Origin of the sequence: Asticcacaulis solisilvae (assembly GCF_052327315.1) — a bacterium.
Taxonomy (GTDB): Bacteria; Pseudomonadota; Alphaproteobacteria; order Caulobacterales; family Caulobacteraceae; genus Asticcacaulis; species Asticcacaulis solisilvae_B.
Genome location: NZ_CP166196.1, coordinates 3,124,409 through 3,140,685 on the forward strand (window position 1 = coordinate 3,124,409; position 16,277 = coordinate 3,140,685).

General features: G+C 62.3%; 17 protein-coding genes. 7 read left to right on the plus strand and 10 right to left on the minus strand.

Features of this window, described 5'->3' with window-relative positions; translation table 11 throughout:
- Positions 1–15 precede the first annotated feature (15 nt).
- Positions 16–903 carry a DUF4349 domain-containing protein gene (locus AB8717_RS14810; protein WP_443748093.1) on the plus strand — a complete coding sequence of 296 codons (888 nt, stop codon included), beginning with the start codon at positions 16–18 and terminating at the stop codon, positions 901–903.
- On the opposite strand, the gene AB8717_RS14815 is transcribed toward AB8717_RS14810, so the two are convergent.
- The 4 genes from AB8717_RS14815 to ung form a co-directional block, all read right to left on the minus strand.
- On the minus strand, positions 893–1,702 hold the full coding sequence (locus AB8717_RS14815; RefSeq protein ID WP_443748094.1) for a PhzF family phenazine biosynthesis protein: 810 nt from the start codon (positions 1,700–1,702) through the stop codon (positions 893–895). The genes AB8717_RS14810 and AB8717_RS14815 overlap by 11 nt on opposite strands.
- 58 nt (positions 1,703–1,760) lie before the next feature.
- The gene (locus AB8717_RS14820; RefSeq protein ID WP_443748095.1) at positions 1,761–2,297 is read right to left on the minus strand and encodes a DUF3617 domain-containing protein; all 537 of its coding nucleotides are present in this window, start codon (positions 2,295–2,297) and stop codon (positions 1,761–1,763) included.
- A 104-nt stretch (positions 2,298–2,401) separates the two neighbouring features.
- The gene (locus AB8717_RS14825; protein WP_443748096.1) at positions 2,402–2,983 is read right to left on the minus strand and encodes a DUF3617 family protein; all 582 of its coding nucleotides are present in this window, start codon (positions 2,981–2,983) and stop codon (positions 2,402–2,404) included.
- A 116-nt stretch (positions 2,984–3,099) separates the two neighbouring features.
- Entirely contained in the window at positions 3,100–3,825 is a 726-nt protein-coding gene (gene ung / locus AB8717_RS14830; RefSeq protein ID WP_443748097.1) for a uracil-DNA glycosylase, read from the minus strand.
- 149 nt (positions 3,826–3,974) lie between these two features.
- Here ung and AB8717_RS14835 point away from each other — a divergent pair, with 149 nt between their 5' ends.
- Entirely contained in the window at positions 3,975–5,888 is a 1,914-nt protein-coding gene (locus AB8717_RS14835; protein ID WP_443748098.1) for a CocE/NonD family hydrolase, read from the plus strand.
- Between the two features lie 105 nt (positions 5,889–5,993).
- Here AB8717_RS14835 and AB8717_RS14840 read toward each other — a convergent pair whose 3' ends face one another.
- Complete coding sequence (locus AB8717_RS14840) at positions 5,994–6,698, minus strand: helix-turn-helix transcriptional regulator (RefSeq protein ID WP_443748099.1); 705 nt, start codon at positions 6,696–6,698, stop codon at positions 5,994–5,996.
- A gap of 139 nt (positions 6,699–6,837) precedes the next feature.
- Here AB8717_RS14840 and AB8717_RS14845 point away from each other — a divergent pair, with 139 nt between their 5' ends.
- The 5 genes from AB8717_RS14845 to AB8717_RS14865 all read left to right on the plus strand — a co-directional run bounded on the left by AB8717_RS14845 (position 6,838) and on the right by AB8717_RS14865 (position 12,130).
- Positions 6,838–7,443 carry a TetR family transcriptional regulator C-terminal domain-containing protein gene (locus tag AB8717_RS14845; RefSeq protein WP_443748100.1) on the plus strand — a complete coding sequence of 202 codons (606 nt, stop codon included), beginning with the start codon at positions 6,838–6,840 and terminating at the stop codon, positions 7,441–7,443.
- A gap of 11 nt (positions 7,444–7,454) precedes the next feature.
- Entirely contained in the window at positions 7,455–8,198 is a 744-nt protein-coding gene (locus AB8717_RS14850; RefSeq protein WP_443748101.1) for a DUF899 domain-containing protein, read from the plus strand.
- Between the two features lie 155 nt (positions 8,199–8,353).
- On the plus strand, positions 8,354–9,238 hold the full coding sequence (gene prpB / locus AB8717_RS14855; RefSeq protein WP_443748102.1) for a methylisocitrate lyase: 885 nt from the start codon (positions 8,354–8,356) through the stop codon (positions 9,236–9,238).
- A gap of 15 nt (positions 9,239–9,253) precedes the next feature.
- The gene (prpC, locus tag AB8717_RS14860; RefSeq protein ID WP_443748103.1) at positions 9,254–10,411 is read left to right on the plus strand and encodes a bifunctional 2-methylcitrate synthase/citrate synthase; all 1,158 of its coding nucleotides are present in this window, start codon (positions 9,254–9,256) and stop codon (positions 10,409–10,411) included.
- Between the two features lie 267 nt (positions 10,412–10,678).
- On the plus strand, positions 10,679–12,130 hold the full coding sequence (locus tag AB8717_RS14865; RefSeq protein ID WP_443748104.1) for a bifunctional 2-methylcitrate dehydratase/aconitate hydratase: 1,452 nt from the start codon (positions 10,679–10,681) through the stop codon (positions 12,128–12,130).
- On the opposite strand, the gene AB8717_RS14870 is transcribed toward AB8717_RS14865, so the two are convergent.
- The 5 genes from AB8717_RS14870 to AB8717_RS14890 all read right to left on the minus strand — a co-directional run bounded on the left by AB8717_RS14870 (position 12,127) and on the right by AB8717_RS14890 (position 16,277).
- On the minus strand, positions 12,127–12,612 hold the full coding sequence (locus tag AB8717_RS14870) for a CAP domain-containing protein (RefSeq protein WP_443748105.1): 486 nt from the start codon (positions 12,610–12,612) through the stop codon (positions 12,127–12,129). The genes AB8717_RS14865 and AB8717_RS14870 overlap by 4 nt on opposite strands.
- A 90-nt stretch (positions 12,613–12,702) precedes the next feature.
- Entirely contained in the window at positions 12,703–13,164 is a 462-nt protein-coding gene (locus tag AB8717_RS14875) for a hypothetical protein (protein WP_443748106.1), read from the minus strand.
- Positions 13,165–13,212: 48 nt separating this feature from the next.
- On the minus strand, positions 13,213–14,091 hold the full coding sequence (mmsB, locus tag AB8717_RS14880; protein WP_443748107.1) for a 3-hydroxyisobutyrate dehydrogenase: 879 nt from the start codon (positions 14,089–14,091) through the stop codon (positions 13,213–13,215).
- Positions 14,092–14,103: 12 nt separating this feature from the next.
- Complete coding sequence (locus tag AB8717_RS14885) at positions 14,104–15,147, minus strand: enoyl-CoA hydratase/isomerase family protein (protein WP_443748108.1); 1,044 nt, start codon at positions 15,145–15,147, stop codon at positions 14,104–14,106.
- Entirely contained in the window at positions 15,144–16,277 is a 1,134-nt protein-coding gene (locus AB8717_RS14890; RefSeq protein ID WP_443748109.1) for an isobutyryl-CoA dehydrogenase, read from the minus strand. The genes AB8717_RS14885 and AB8717_RS14890 overlap by 4 nt, the downstream gene beginning before the upstream one ends.

Sequence of the window (16,277 nt, forward strand, 5' to 3'; positions counted from 1 at the left end):
AGCTCGGGGGACCTAATGAAATCACACGCCAATCTCGTTCTTATCATGGCGCTGGCGGCTCTGCCGGCCTGCAGCAAGCCCGCGACGATTACCGAGGACAAATACGCCGACGAAAAGGTCAATGTCGATCTTGTCGCCCCTCCGCCACCGCCGGCCGCCACCGGAGCGGCCGCGCCCGCCAGTCCCGAAGCCATGAGCGGTGCGCCGCAACTGGCGTACGACTATACCTACGGATTCCAGGCTTCCGCCAAGGGGATCGAAGCCTTGCGGCAATCCGACCAGGCGGCGTGCGCGCAAGCCGGGCCTGCGGAATGCCAGATGCTGGCCTCGACCTCCGACAGTAACCGCGATGCCGACGTCATCAACAAAAGCCTGGAATTGCGCGTGTCGCCAGCGTGGCTGAAACACTGGCAAGGCGGCCTCGAGGCATCGGTATCAAAGGCCCACGCGCGGATCACCCAGGACAGCGTAAGTTCCGAGGACCTGTCGCTGCAGATCGTCGACGTCAGCGCGCGCCTCAAGAACAAGCTGGCCCTGCGCGACCGGTTGCAGGAGATCATCCGCACCAGCAACGGTAAAATTGCCGATCTGGTCGAGGCCGAAAACCAGTTGTCGCAGGTTCAATCGGATATCGACTCGACGCAATCGCAGCTGGCCGTCATGCAAAAGCGCGTTGCCACCGTCCATCTGAGCCTGAACTATCACAGCGAGGCGGCTGCGACCTCCGGCAGCGTGTTCGCCCCCGTTTCCGCAGCCTGGAATGGCGTACTGCGCAATATGTTGCTGATGGTATCGGTCCTGATTACCGTCGCGGCCTTCCTGGTTCCGATCGCCATTATCGCCGTGCCGGTGGCCTGGTGGTTCCTGAAAAGGCGCAAGGCGAAGGCTCCCGTCAAAGACTGAGCTGGCTGCGCGCCACGGTCAGCGCCTGACCGCGCAAAAGCACGCGGTCGCCATGCACCTCGGCCTGGATCTCGGCGCCGCGGCGCGGATGCGCCTGGTAGAAGTCGATCACCGGCTTGTTCAGTTGCAAGGCGTACAACGGCCCCAGCATGCAGTGCATCGAGCCCGTCGCCGGGTCTTCGTCTATGCCCATGTCGGGCGCGAACAGGCGGCTGACGGCATCGTAGGGCCTGCCCGGGTCGGCGGGCGCCGTCGCCACCAGATGCCGGTCGTCATAGACCGATCCCATATAGGCTGGTAGCGCCCGCAGGTCGGGTTTCAGGTTCCGCACCTCGGCCTCGGTTTTGAATTGGGCAATCAGGGCCGGCCCACCCCACACTGCCATGGGCTCAAGACCGGTGGCCTGCTCAATCCCGTCCGGTATCGCCAGCCGTTGCGGCATATAGCCCGGGAAATCCATCTCATACCGTGTTGCCAGGCGCCGGACGTGCAACGGCCCCGAAAGGGTGTCGAAGGTCAGCACGTCCGCATCATTGCCGAGTTCGACGAACAAGGCATGCGCCGACGCCAGCGTCGCATGTCCGCACAACCGGACCTCCATGGCCGGCGTAAACCAGCGCAGGCCGAAGCGCGCCGGGTCGTCCGTTTTCATCAGGTACGCCGTTTCGGCCTGGTTGTTCTCCATGGCCAGATTCTGCATGAAGGCGTCATCCGGCCACGTCTCGAAAGGCTCGACCACGCAGGCGGGATTACCCTTGAACGGCTGGCTGGCGAAGGCGTCGATCAGGAACTGGCGCATGAGGAAGGCTCCGTGAATACAGCTCCTTCCTCTGTTCGCGCCTGCGGTTCAAGCGAATTCAGTGCACAGTGACCTTGCCCGCGCCGCTCATGTGAACGAGATGCTTGCCGACGCCGGGAATGTCCATTTCCATGTCGCCGGCGGCCATGTTCGACGGACAGGCGCCCATCCAGTTGGCAGTCATTTCGACATCGCTGTCCGACTTGCCCATGACAGGCGGCGACGTGGTGCTTTTGATCGATTGCTTGAAGGACGTATCGCTGATCGTCGTCAGTTCGATATGGCTGTTGATCGTCCGCCCGCCGGTTTCGCAGACCTGGTCGATGACCGCCCCGGTAGCTGTCGGCGTGACATCGTGCTTGCTGCACTTCACGTCGTTCGCGCCCATCTGACCGGCGGCCTTCATCCACTTTTCGGCGACGGTTTCATCGACGCAGACGCTGTTCTTGACCGACTTCATCTTCGTGTCGGGCATGTCGATCGTCATCTCCCAAAGACCGGGCTTCTTCGCCATCGGGCTTTTGAACGCGCCGACGGTCATGGCGGGCGCGGCGTGGGTCGCGGCGGGCGTGGCCGCAGCAGCGGAACCTTGCACGGCGGGCTTACTGCACGCCGAAAGCATAATCAAAGCAACAGATAAACAGACGTTTCTACGCAAATACCGCATACCGACCTCCTGCTTTACAGTTGTCAAACGGACTATTTGGTTACGACCGTACTCGCTCCCTGGGCCATTCCGGCCGGACAGTCGCCGACGCGTTTGCCATCGGCGGTCGCATGAACATCACCATGGCCGGCAAAAGCCGGCTCGTAAAGCGTTTCCATCTCCTGATGGAAGGTGTCCTGTCCCATTTCGATTTCGATGTGACCGGTCACCGTCGTGCCGTTCTTCGCGCACACGGACTCGATATGCGCCGAACGGCCGTCGATTTTGAGTTCATGCTTGCGGCAATCGAGCGTCTCCGGGCTGGCCGGCAATTCCGCCAGGGTTTCCGCCAGGACCTTGCCCACGCAGATCCGGCGGGTTTCGCGGAAGCCCATCTCGTCGCGGCGATAGGTAACCTCCCACAGCCCCGTCCTCAGGGCGATAGAGTCAACTGGCGCCACGGCGGAATGGGACATCGCCTTGAGCTGCGCGTCGGCTTCGGCCTGCAGGGAACTGGCTTCGGCGTCGCTGATTTCCGCGGCGGGGCTTTCACCCACGGCAGGCGCGGCCTGATGCGGCTTGGAGCAGCCGGCCAGGAGCAGAATGCCCAGCGAAAACGACAGGATACGACGCATAATCTCCCTCCAGTCGTTGTCTTAGAACATGCTGCAAAAAAACGGAAACCGGTTTTTGCCCAAAGCGTCCGACCGGTGCGAGACCCTAGCGCAGATTTCCGTAAAGGCGAAATGCGTCACTCGGCTGCGGGTCTTTCCGGCAGTTGCCAGTCGATCGGCGGATAGCCTTTGGATTCGAGGAACCGGTTGGCCTTTGAAAAAGGCTGACTGCCGAAAAAGCCGTTGTGGGCCGACAGGGGCGACGGATGCACCGACCTGATCACCAGGTGGCGCGAAGTGTCGACAAAGGCCGCCTTCTTTTGCGCGTAGGAGCCCCAAAGGATGAACACGACCGGGTGCGGCTGGTCGTTGACAGCACGGATGACGGCGTCGGTGAACTGCTCCCAGCCCTTGCCTTGGTGGATATTGGCCTGCCCCATCTCGACCGTCAGCACGGCATTGAGGAGCAACACCCCCTGCTTCGCCCAGTGCTCCAGGAAACCATGACGCGGCGGCGCAAGGCCCAGGTCGCTTTGCAGTTCCTTGTAGATATTGACCAGGGACGGCGGGATTTTCACGCCCGGCTTGACCGAGAAAGACAGGCCATGCGCCTGGCCCTCGCCGTGGTAAGGATCCTGCCCCAGGATGACCACGCGCACCTTGTCGAGCGGCGTCAGGTCGAGGGCCCGGAAATATTCACTGCCCTTCGGAAAGATATGCGCCCCCGACGCCCGGCGATCCTGGAGGAAGGCCTTGAGCTGCGTCATGTACGTTTTGGAGAACTCCGGCGCCAACGCCTTCTTCCAGCTCTCGTCGAGCTTGACATCGAGCTTTTCGGCGGGCGCGGTGGCGGCGTCGGTCATGGCAGGTCTCCGGAATTCCCGCAGCAGTCTCGCCGCGACTCACAACAGGCGTCAATACGAGGCCGCGCGGCATTTTCGATGCAGATGAAACATTGTAACCCGAAGGCAAGCGTGTATTGTCACCGCATTAACGTTTCAGGGACGCCGACATGACCCGAATCCGCCTGGCCGCGATGGCCGCCCTCCTCCCGCTCGTCCTGGCCGCAACGGCCGGCGCGCAGACCGTGACCCCGATGACTCCCGACGTCGTCAAGAGCTACGACAAGGTCCGTCCCGACGCCAACTTCATCCGCCGCGAAGTCATGATCCCCATGCGCGACGGCACCAAGCTCTATACCGTCATCGTCATGAAGAAGGGCACGAAGAACGGTCCGATCCTGCTGTCGCGCACGCCTTACGACGCCAAGAGCTCGGTAGCGCGTGTCGCCAGCCAGGACATCGATGAAATTGTGCCGGCCATGGATATCGAATTCGTCGACGACGGCTATGTCCGCGTCTACCAGGACATCCGCGGCCTGCACAATTCCGAGGGCGAGTTCATCATGAACCGCCCCATTCGTGGACCGCTGAACAAGACCGATATCGACGAAGCCACGGACGCCTACGACACGATCGACTGGCTGGTGAAGAACGTCCCCGAATCGAACGGCAAGGTCGGCATCATCGGCTCGTCGTACCTGGGCTTTACCTCGCTGATGGCCGAGATCGATCCGCATCCGGCCCTCAAGGCGTCGGTGCCGCAAAGCCCGATGGTCGATGGCTGGATGGGGGACGACTGGTTCCATAACGGCGCATACCGCCAACCCAGCTTCGACTACGTCGTCGAACAGAGCACGGGCAAGGCCGAGGCCGGCGGCACGGCGACCGGCGTCGGCGACGACTATACACGCTATCTCGAAGCCGGATCGGCCGGCGATTTCGCGCGCAAATGGGGCTACGACACCTATCCCTTTTCGCAGAAGCTGATGCAGAACCCGGCCTATACGGACTTCTGGTCGCTGCAGGCCGTCGACAAGTGGCTGGCGGCGCGGCCGTTGACCGTTCCGACCATGCTGGTCGTCGGCCAGTGGGACCAGGAGGATTCCTACGGCGCCCCCGCCGTCTATCGCGCCTGGGAGCCCAAGGACACGAAGAACGACAAGCTGTCCCTGGTCATCGGGCCGTGGCGCCACTCGGGCGTCAACCACTACGGCTATAATCTCGGCGCATTGAGCTTCACCGGCGACACCGCGCGCGAATTCCGCGTCAAATACCTGAAACCGTTCTTCGATCACTATCTGAAGGACGCGCCCGATCCCCATACGCCACCCGTCCTGACCTATGCGACCGGCGAAAACCACTGGGAGGTCTCGCAGAAATGGCCGGCCGGCAATCCCGCCAAGCTGTACCTTGGCGATGGGTTTAAACTTTCGTTCCAACAGCCTGTTGCCAACGGTCACGACGATTACCTGTCCGATCCGTCCAAGCCCGTCCCCTTCATCCCGCGCCCGATCAACATGGCCGACGCCTTCCAATGGAAGCCGTGGCTGGTCCACGACCAGCGCTTCGTGTCGGACCGCACAGACGTCCTAGTCTACCAGACGGAGGTCCTCGACAAGCCCGTGCACATCATGGGTGCCCCGCTGGTCGATCTGTTCGCCGCCACATCGGGCACGGACAGCGATTGGGTCGTCAAGCTGATCGATGTCTATCCCAACACGTCGAGTGAAGGCGCGGCGCAGGGCTCGACAGTCGCCGAAATGGCCGGCTTTGAACTGCCGGTCGGTATCGAAATCTTCCGCGGCCGTTACGTCCACGGTTTCGACAAGCCGCAGGCGCTGACGCCGGGCAAAGTCGAGGAATACAAGTGGTCATTGCCCAATGTCGACCACGTCTTCCTGCCTGGACACAAGATCATGGTCCAGGTGCAGTCGAGCCTGTTCCCGCTCTACGACCGCAACCCTCAGACCTTCGTGCCGAACATCTTCAACGCCAGGCCTTCGGACTACAAGGCGGCGACGGAGAGCGTATACCACGGTGGCAAGGCGGCCTCGGCCGTCATTCTGCCGATCGTAGATCAATAATTGATTTTAAGGTGAAATTTTAGGAAAATTTCGCCGAATCAGGGAATTAGCAAGGCAGCGGATCGAGAGGATTCACCGCCCCGCTTTTCGCCCGATGCACGAAAATCAATGTTGATATTTCGCCTTCTCGGCTTCGCGTTCAGCGTTCCACGCCTTCAGCAACGCCGCCCTCCGCTTGGGGTAGCGATGCTCGGTCGGCGTCCAGCGGACGATCCGATCGGTACGAAAATGACGGAAGGCCTCGCGCATCTCGCACCAGCCGATCAGCAGCCGCACGTGGTCGAAGAAGCCAAGCGCGATAGGCCACACGGTGCGTTCGGTCGTCACGCCTTTCAGGTCGATATAATGCATGGCGACACGCGCCTCGCGCCGGATGGCCATGCGCACGTCGCCCAGATCGATCGAATGCTTTTCCAGCGGCGGCCAGGCCGGCGCCACGATCAGGCCAGTGGCTTCGAGGTCCTCGCTGAGATCCTTGGGCAGAACAGCCGAGATCTTGGTCAGGGCGTTTTGCGCCGCTTCCGCCAGCCGCGAGTCGGCGCGGTCGACGACCCAGCGCGTGCCCAGAACCAGCGCTTCCAGCTCCTCCTGCGACAACATCAGCGGCGGCAGCATATAGCCCGGCCGCAGCACGTAGCCGACGCCGGGCTCGCCCTCGATATGCGCGCCCTGCGCCTGCAGCGCGGCGATATCGCGGTAAAGCGTCCTTAGAGAGATATCGAGCTCGCGCGCCAGTTCGGCGCCCGCCACGGGATAGCGGTGACGGCGGAGGAGTTGCAGAAGATCGAGCAGGCGTGTGGCGCGGGACATGAAGGCCTCGGGGACAGGAATTCCGGTACGCTTACTCATGCTGACACTTGTGTCTCACCCTAATGCCAAAATTTGACAGTATAAAACAAAAATTTTCGAACTGTTGACATCCCAGCCCGCAACATACATACCGGTTGGTATGAATATGCAGGTCCCCCGCAAGAACCCGGTCGAAACCCGTCAGCGCCTGCTTGATGCTGCGTTCACCGAGATCTACGCCTCGGGCTATCAGGGCAGCGATATCAACAGCATCATCGCCCGTGCCGGGGTGACGAAAGGCGCGCTCTATCACCATTTCGGCGGCAAGACCGACATCGCCAATGCCGTCATCGACACCCTGCTGGACGGCATCACCACCGAAAAATGGCTGGCGCCGCTGGATGACGTCGATGATCCCGTCGATGCCCTGATCGAGATCGTCGAAGGCACCCTGCTGACCGAAATGGCGGTCAATGGTGGCTGCCCGCTCAACAATCTGGCGCAGGAAATGTCGGGTGTGAACGAAGATATCCGGCTGCGCCTGCGCCGCGTCTTCCAGATGTGGATCGGCGGTGTCGCCGACGCGCTGCGCCTCGGCCAGGCCAATGGCAAGGTCCGCCGCGACATCGACGCCCGCGAAACCGCGACCTTCATGATCGCCACCTACGAAGGCTACATCTCGCTGGCCAAGAATGCCCGCGACCCCAGCCTGCTGTCAGCCGGTGTCAGACAGGTCGTCAAGTATCTCGAAACGCTACGCCCCTAAGGAGAATCCCAATGGACAGTGCCGCTGCGCCTACACCGAATGTCGCCTCGCGTGAAGACTGGCTGACGGCGCGGACCGCGCTGCTCGAACGCGAAGACGCCCTGCTGCGTGAGATCGATGCCCTGACCGAAGCGCGCCGGCGCCTGCCCTGGGTCAAGGTCGACAAGCTCTATGTTTTCGACACGCCGGAAGGCCCGAAGACGCTTTCCGACCTGTTTGAAGGCCGCAGCCAGCTCCTGGTCCAGCACTTCATGTTCGGCCCGGACTGGGAAGAAGGCTGTGTCGGCTGCTCGTTCGGCGCCGACCATATGCACGGCATCTGGGTTCATCTCGAAAACCACGACGTCAAGTTCGTTGCCGTGTCGCGCGCACCGATGGAAAAGGTCGCCCCCTTCAAGCAGCGCATGGGTTGGGAATTCGACTGGGTGTCGTCGAGCGGCAGCGATTTCAACTACGACTACCATGTCTCCTTCACCGAAGAGCAGAAGGCCGCCAACCGGGTCACCTACAATTTCAAGGAAGACGCCTACGCGATCGACGAACTGCCGGGCCTGTCGGTCTTCGTCAAGGACAAGTCGGGGCAGGTCTATCACACCTATTCCTGCTATGCGCGCGGCACAGAAATTCCGTCCGGCGTCATGGGGCTGCTCGATATCACGCCCAATGGCCGCAACCAGAAAGCCGACATGGAATGGGTGCGCCACCACGACAAGTACGACGCCGAACCCAAGAAAGGCGAGTGCGGCTGCGGGTAGGCTCGCCATTCCGTGAGTTGACGCGCGCGGAAATTTGCTTCCACATGCCTGTCGATCCTTGACTCATATAGTTTCAATGGATACGAATTGAGTCAAGCGGCGACACAGCCGTATCTACAGGTTTTGCGGGCCTGCCCGCTTCTCGGGAGCCACCCTTGTCCTTCCCTTCCCCCGGCCAAAAATTCCGCGACGCGCTGGCCGCCGAGCGCCCCTTGCAGGTCATCGGCGCCATCAACGCCAATCATGCATTATTGGCCAAACGTGCCGGTTATAACGCCATCTATCTGTCGGGTGGCGGCGTCGCCGCCGGTTCGCTGGGCATGCCAGACCTAGGTATCAACACGCTCGACGATGTTCTTACGGACGTAAGACGCATTACGGATGTTTGCGACGTACCGCTGATGGTCGATATCGACACGGGCTTCGGCCCGTCGGCCTTCAATATCGAACGCACCATCAGGTCGCTGATCAAATTCGGCGCCGCGGCCTGCCATATCGAGGACCAGGTCGGCGCCAAGCGCTGCGGCCACCGCCCGGGCAAGGAGATCGTCTCGACCGAGGAAATGGTCGACCGCGTCAAGGCCGCCGCCGACGCGAAAACCGACCCGCACTTCTTCCTGATCGCCCGCACCGACGCCATCGCCACCTTCGGCGTCGATGCGGCGATCGAACGCGCCATCAAATGCGTCGAAGCCGGCGCCGACGGTATCTTCGCCGAGGCCGCCTACGATCTCGACACCTACCGGAAATTCGTCGACGCGGTGAAGGCACCGGTGCTGGCCAATATCACCGAGTTCGGCAAGACGCCGCTGTTCACGCGCGACGAACTGGCGACCGCAGGAGTGGCCATGGTCCTCTATCCGCTGTCGGCCTTCCGCGCCATGAACAAGGCGGCGGAAAACGTCTACCAGGCCATTCGCCGCGACGGGCACCAGAAGAACGTGCTCGACACCATGCAGACGCGCGAAGAGCTCTACGACCGCATCGGCTATTACGCGTTCGAGGAAAAACTCGACGCGCTATTCAATTCAAAAAAATGAACAGGGAACGGCAACATGGATACGCCAGGAGATGTGCCCGGCTTTAAGCCGAAGAAGTCCGTGGCCCTGTCGGGAACGGTGGCCGGCAATACCGCATTGTGCACAGTCGGCCGCACTGGCAACGATCTGGCCTATCGCGGCTATGACATTCTTGACCTCGCCGCCACGTCGGAATTCGAGGAAATCGCCTACCTGCTGATCCACGGCCGCCTGCCCAACCGCGGCGAATTGACCGCCTATAAAACCAAGCTCAAGGCGCTGCGCGGCCTGCCGGTCGCCGTCATCGAGGCGCTGGAAAGCCTGCCGGCCTCGGCGCACCCGATGGACGTCATGCGTACCGGCGTCTCCTTCCTCGGCTGCGTCCTGCCCGAGCGCGAAGACCATAATCACCCCGGCGCGCGCGACATCGCCGACCGGCTGCTGGCCTGCCTTGGGTCGATGCTGCTCTACTGGTACCACTTCAGCCATAACGGCCGGCGTATCGACACCGAGACCGACGACGAAAGCATCGGGGGGCACTTCCTGCACCTGTTGCACGGCCATGCCCCGTCGGCGTCATGGGTGCGCGCCATGCACACTTCGCTGATCCTCTATGCCGAGCACGAGTTCAACGCCTCGACCTTCGCGGCGCGCGTCATCGCCGGCACGGGCTCGGACTTCTATTCGTGCATCGCCGGCGCCATCGGGGCGCTGCGCGGGCCCAAGCACGGCGGCGCCAACGAAGTCGCCTTCGACATCCAGAAGCGCTACGACAATCCCGACGAGGCCGAGGCCGATATCCGCCGCCGCGTCGATGCCAAGGAAGTCATCATCGGCTTCGGTCACCCGGTCTATACGGTCAGCGATCCGCGCAACAAGGCGATCAAGGAGGTGGCGCGTACGCTCAGCGCCGAGCAGTCGAACATGAAGATGTTCGCCATCGCCGAGCGGCTGGAAAGCGTCATGTGGGACGTCAAGCACATGTTCCCGAACCTCGATTGGTTCAGCGCCGTCAGCTACCACATGATGGGCGTGCCGACCGAGATGTTCACGCCGCTCTTCGTCATCTCGCGCACCTCGGGCTGGTCGGCGCATATAGTCGAACAGCGCCAGGACGGCAAGATCATCCGGCCGAATGCCAACTATGTCGGGCCGGAGGATCGGCCTTTCGTGCCTTTGGACCAACGTCCGTAAGTTTAAGGAGGTCCACAGATTACACAGATTATTCCGAGCGTGTGGCTGCGGCTTGAAGATTGGTCATGGATGACACGGATACGCCGTTTCGCGGCGACACGGATGGCCTGAGTAACGGGCACTGTCCGAGGCCAGATGAGACCGGAAGGATGCGCTTCGCGCCTTTATCCGTGTCGGGCGCGAAGCGTCATCCATGCTATCCGTGGCAAAAATCTAATCTGTGCAATCTGTGTAATCTGTGGACCTCTTCCTTTTAGAGAGAAGCTCATGTCCGCCCATATTTCCAACGTCCGTCCCGAACCCGACAGCGTCCTGGTCGACATCGCCGACTACGTCCTGAACTATAAGATCGCCTCGGACCTGGCCTATCAGACAGCGCGCAACTGCCTGATCGATACGCTGGGCTGCGGGCTGGAAGCGCTCGACTATCCCGCCTGCACCAAGCTTCTGGGCCCCATCGTCCCGGGTACGGTCGTGCCGAACGGCGCCAAGGTCCCCGGCACGCAATTCCAGCTCGACCCCATCCAGGCCGCCTTCAATATCGGCGCCATGATCCGCTGGCTCGATTTCAACGACACCTGGCTGGCCGCCGAATGGGGCCATCCGTCGGACAATCTCGGCGGTATCCTGGCCGTCGCCGACTGGCTGTCGCGCAACGCGGTCGCCAAGGGCAAGAAGCCGCTGACCATGCGTGATGTCCTGACGGCCATGATCAAGGCGCACGAGATCCAGGGCTGCATCGCGCTCGAAAACAGCTTCAACCGCGTCGGCCTCGACCACGTGGTTTTAGTGAAGGTCGCCTCGACGGCGGTGGTCGCCGAGATGCTGGGCCTGACGCGCGACGAGATCATCGACGCCGTATCGCTGGCCTGGGTCGATGGTCAAAGCCTTCGCACCTACCGCCATTCGCCCAATACCGGCTCGCGCAAGTCGTGGGCCGCCGGCGACGCCACGGCGCGCGCCGTGCACCTAGCGTTGATGGTACAGAAGGGCGAGATGGGTTACCCCTCAGTGCTGACCGCCAAGACCTGGGGTTTCTACGACGTGCTGTTCAAAGGCCAGCCGTTCAAGTTCCAGCGCCCCTACGGCAGCTACGTCATGGAAAACGTGCTGTTCAAGATCAGCTTCCCGGCCGAATTCCACAGCCAGACCGCGGTCGAGGCCGCCATGACGTTGCACGGCAAACTGGCCGCCATGGGCAAGACGGCCGCCGATATCAAGTCGGTGACCATCCGCACGCACGAAGCCTGCGTCCGCATTATCGACAAGAAGGGGCCGCTCAACAATCCGGCCGACCGCGACCACTGCATCCAGTACATGGTCGCCGTGCCGCTGATCTTCGGCCGGCTGACGGCTGCGGACTATGAGGATATCGTCGCCAACGATCCGCGCATCGACGCCTTGCGCGACAAGATCACCTGCGTCGAGGAGCCCGAATTCACCCGCGACTATCACGATCCGGACAAGCGTTCGATCGCCAACGCCATGACGATCGAATTGAACGACGGCACGAAGCTCGACGAACTGCGCGTCGATTATCCGATCGGCCATCGCCTGCGCCGCAAGGACGGCATCCCCCTGCTCGAAGCCAAATTCCGTGAAAACCTGAAGCGCCGCTTTCCGAAAAAGCAGCAAGACCGTATCTGGGCGGTCAGCCTCAATCAGCACGCCCTTGAGGCCATGCCCGTCCACGAATACGTCGATCTTTACGTTATCTAACGCAGAGGCATGGCGAAGACCTGGGTCCAGTAGGCGCGATAAACGCCCGGCACACCGTTGACCGGCGCGTCGTCGTCCTGTTCGTAGACGGCGATGCCTGTCTCGCGGAAGGCGCAGGTCAGGATATTGGCGCGGTGGCCCGGACTGTTCATCCAGGCGTCGACTGCGTCGTCGGCGTCCTCGGTATCGGCGACGATATTTTCGCCGACCATCTGGTAGATATAGCCGGTATCTTTGACGCGCTTGCCCGGCGTCGTACCATCGGGTTCTGTGTGATTGAAAAAGTGCTGGGTCGCCATGTCGCGGCTTTCGCGTTCAGCCGCCATCGTCAGTTGGTCGCTGATCTTGAGCGGGCCGCAGCCGTGGGCCGCGCGCTCGGCATTGACCCGTTGCAGCACCCGGCCGGCGCCGTCAATCGGTTGAGCCGACGCCACCACCGGCACGGCTATCAGGGCCAGTAGCGCCCAAGTGATAATACGCATGATTGTCCCCTAGCCATAAGGGAAACGCCATCTCACCGGCTCGGGGAGGACGATGCGCGCAATGTATTAACGGAGGGCCAAGGCCAAAGGTTAATGCTTTTCAACCACTTTATTGGCTACAGCCGTCGGTCTCCAGACAATCGTGCCGTCCTGAAGCCGGCTATAGGGCTCAGTCAGGACCAGGCCACCCGCAGCATTGACATAGAACGGCATTCGCCGGTCGGCGATCGGCTGTGAGGCCATGCGGCCACGACAATCGGGCAGGCCGTTCGTCTTCAGGCCGGTCCATACCAGCCATTCGCCTTCCTTGGCCTTGCCTTCCACGTGCCAACGACCGGTGAGCTTTTCCTGGCCGCTCTCGACGGTCAAAGCGCTGTCGGCACGCAAGGTCCAGTGATCGACGCAGGCCGGCTGGCCGGTTCCGTCGCCCTTCCCCCATTCCAGATCATAGCTGCCGGCTATCTTGTCGGGCGCCGCCAGCGAAGCATTCGCCATTGCACAGCCTGCCAGCACGACAGCAGCAAAAATCGATTTCGACAGCTTTGCGGACATGCGCCCCCCCGATCAGAGCGGTATCTAGCTCGTGCCTACGCCCATATGTCAAGCACCGCGGCGGATGCGCTCCATCATGTACGAAAAGTCCTGACCCGCGTGCCCCTGCGCACACAGGGCGTCGTAAAGCGCGTGCGCCTTGGCGCCGAGCGGTGTGTCGGCCGAGGTCATTTCGGCCGCCTGCATGGCCAGGGTCAGGTCCTTCAGCATCAGGGCCGCGGCAAAGCCCGGCTGATAGTCGCGATTGGCCGGCGACGACGGCACGGGGCCCGGCACCGGGCAGTAGCTGGTCAGCGACCAGTTCTGCCCCGACGCCTTCGACGCGATGTCGAAAAAGACCTGATGGCCCAGCCCCAATTTTTCGGCCAGACCGAAGGCTTCGCACGTGCCAATCATGGTTATGGCCAAGAGCATATTGTTGCAGATCTTGGCTGCCTGCCCGGCGCCGGCGACACCGGCATGGATCACTGCCTTGCCCATGGCCGACAGGATGGCTTCGGCGCGCTTGAATGCGTCGTCGCTGCCACCAACCATAAAGGTCAGCGTACCGCCATTGGCCGCCGCCACGCCGCCCGATACAGGTGCATCGACCATGGCGAAGCCTTTGCCGGCAGCGTCGGTCTCGACCGCGCGCGCCGTATCGACATCGATCGTCGAACAGTCGATCAGCAATGCCGTCGGCGGTGCCAGCGAGAAAACCTCGGCGTAGACAGCTCGGACGTGCTGGCCGGCGGGCAGCATGGTCACCACCGCTGCAGCGTCGCGGCAGGCTTCGGTAAGGCTTCCAGCTTTCGTTGCGCCCGCCAATACCGCGCGTTCGACCGCTTCGGCGTTGAGGTCGAAGGCGCGGACACCGTGCCCGGCCTTGACCAGATTGGCGGCCATGCCCGAGCCCATATTGCCGAGACCGATAAAGGCGATGTCCATGGCCGTGTCTCCTTAGTGCAGTTGCAGGTCGAGCTTGCCCAGCGACTCGAACATCAACTCGATGGCGGCGGAGAGCGTCTGGCCCGCCGCCTCCCCGACCCAATCCGCCCATTGCGGCTGGTTGTCCTTGTCCTCGATGACCGCCCGCACGCCTTCGGAAAAATCGCGCGTGCGCGTGATGCGGCAGGCCAGCCGGTATTCCATGATCATGACGTCGTCGAACGACGTCATCTTGCGGCCTTCGCGCAACTGCCTGAGCGCGACCGCCAGCGACTGCGGCGAGCGTTTGGTCAGGATGGCGGCCTGTTCGTGTGCCCAAGGGTCGGTGTCGGGGTTGAGCGCGATCGAGATCGCCGTCACCGTGTCCTTGTCGAAGCAGCGATCGATCGCCGCAACGTGCGATGCATAGGCCGGTTGCGGCGCTGGTCTGTCGTACTTCGCCAGCACGGCGTCGATATCGCCGCCCGCCAGCAGTTCGGCCTTCAGGTCGTCGATCACCGGCACATAATGGGTGGCGATACCAGCCGCTTTCACGTCGCTACCGCGCAGTTGCGCTCCCGTCAGCGCCAGCCACGTACCGAGCTCGCCGTCAAGCCTGGGCAGGAACCAGCCGCCGCCGACGTCGGGAAACAGGCCGATGCCCGTTTCCGGCATGGCGAAGATCGTCCTGTCGGTGGCGATGCGGTGCGAACCGTGGACCGAAATCCCCACTCCGCCGCCCATGGTGATACCGTCCATCAGGGCGATATAGGGCTTGGGGTAATGCTTGATCTGCGCATTCAGCGTGTATTCGACGCGGAAGAAATCGGCTGCCGCGACGCCGTCTCCCCGGCCGCTTTCGGCGACCTTGCGAATATCGCCGCCTGCGCAGAAGCCGCGCGTGCCTTCCATGTGATCGACCACCACCGCCCGCACCGCCGGGTCGTGTTCCCATGCCGTCAAAGCACCGGCCATGCCAGCGCACATCTCGGTCGTCAGGGCGTGCAACGCCTTCGGACGGTTGAGCGTAATCCGCCCGACGCCGTTTTCGATGCGGGTAATGACCTCGTCCGTCATGCGGTCTCCATATGGCGGGCGATGATGACGCGCATGATCTCGTTGGTGCCTTCCAGTATCTGATGGACGCGCAGGTCGCGCACGATACGTTCGACACCGTAGTCGTGCAGATAGCCGTAGCCGCCGTGGATCTGCAGGGCGTCGTTGGCCACCTTGGACCCCGTATCGGTGACGAAGCGCTTGGCCATGGCGCACCATTTGCCGGCGTCCGGCGCGGCGGTATCAAGCCGCGTCGCCGCGTCGTAAAGCAGCGAGCGTGCCGCCTGAAGCTCGGTTTCCATGTCAGCCAGCTTGAATTGCGTCGCCTGGAACTGGTTGAGGTGTTTGCCGAACTGGCTACGCTCGCCAGCATAGGCCTGTGCGCGATCGAGCGCGTCCTGAGCGCCGCCCAGGCTGCACGCCGCGATATTGAGCCGGCCGCCGTCGAGGCCCTTCATGGCGAACTTGAAGCCCTCGCCTTCGGCGCCCAGACGGTTTTCAGCGGGCACGCGAACATTGTCGAACATGACCTGTCGCGTCGGCTGGGCGTTCCAGCCCATCTTCTTCTCATTGGCGCCGAACGACAGGCCGGGTGCATCCTTCGATACGATAAAGGTCGAAACGCCTTTGGCACCGTCCTCGCCCGTGCGCGCCATGACGACATAGACGTCGGATACGCCCGCGCCCGAGATGAACTGCTTTGAGCCATTGAGCACATAGGCGTCGCCGTCACGCACCGCTCGCGTCTTCATGGCGGCGGCGTCGGACCCCGAGCCCGGCTCGGTCAGGCAGTAGCTGGCGATTTTCTCCATCGTGACAAGCTGCGATACCCACTGCGCGCGCTGATCCGTCGAGCCGAAGCTGTCGATCATCCAGGTGCACATATTGTGGATCGACAAAAACGCTGCCGTCGCGATGCAGCCGCGCGACAGCTGTTCGAAGATCAGCACGGCATCCAGTCGCGACAAGCCGGAACCACCATGGTCTTCCTTCGTGTAGATGGCCGCGAAGCCCAGGGCGGCGGCTTCGCGCATCACGTCGACGGGAAAGTGCTTGGTCTCGTCCCATTCGCCGGCGTGGGGCCGTAACTTGTCGTAGGCAAAGCGGTGCGCCGCTTCCCTGATCATCGCCTGGTCTTCGCTGAGCAGCAT